Annotated in this window: 2 protein-coding genes and 1 other annotated feature; of the genes, one reads left to right on the top strand and one right to left on the bottom strand. The window is 49.6% G+C overall.

Annotation, left to right across the window (positions count from 1 at the left end; translation table 11 throughout):
- On the bottom strand, positions 1 to 210 hold a 210-nt coding region (locus FDW95_RS23515; RefSeq protein ID WP_249358931.1), incomplete at its 3' end, for an NAD(P)-binding domain-containing protein.
- 175 nt (positions 211 to 385) lie between these two features.
- Between FDW95_RS23515 and hisL the strand changes: the two genes are divergently transcribed.
- Positions 386 to 433 carry a his operon leader peptide gene (gene hisL / locus FDW95_RS06090; RefSeq protein WP_100250077.1) on the top strand — a complete coding sequence of 16 codons (48 nt, stop codon included), beginning with the start codon at positions 386 to 388 and terminating at the stop codon, positions 431 to 433.
- Positions 409 to 492: a sequence feature (His leader region), on the top strand. Its footprint overlaps the gene before it by 25 nt.

Genomic DNA, 492 nt, shown 5'->3' with positions numbered 1-492 from the left:
ATCGACATCCATCAGCGCATCGAGATCGTCTGACGCGCACACCAGCTCAGGTTCAAGGCGCAGCGAGTAGCTTTCGATACCGCTCATACGGGCCGCTTCCACCCCATCCAGCGTGGTTTTGCTGCCGGTGACCTGCCAGCCTCGCGCCGCCAGCGACATGGCTAACGGCATGCCTAACCAACCTAACCCGACAATTGCGACCTTTTTCATGCCTTCTCTCCTGACTTGTGGCCTGTTACCCAAGGCTACGCCAGCCCACGGTGGCTGACAATTCATAGTATCAATATGAAATGAATTAATGATCAAAAAAAGCCCTTGCTTTCGGTGACTAAAGTGGTTTAGGTTAAAAGACATCAAATGAATAAACATTCATCGAGAAAATTTTATGACACGCGCTCAATTTAAACACCATCATCACCATCATCCTGACTAGTCTTTCAGGCGATGTGTGCTGGGAGACATTTAACTCTTCCAGTGGTGCATGAGCGCATG

This window comes from Citrobacter sp. wls718 (assembly GCF_005280945.1).
Taxonomy (GTDB): domain Bacteria; phylum Pseudomonadota; class Gammaproteobacteria; order Enterobacterales; family Enterobacteriaceae; genus Citrobacter; species Citrobacter gillenii.
The sequence above is the reverse complement of the archived record's forward strand: the minus strand, read 5'-3'. Positions and strand labels throughout refer to the sequence as shown.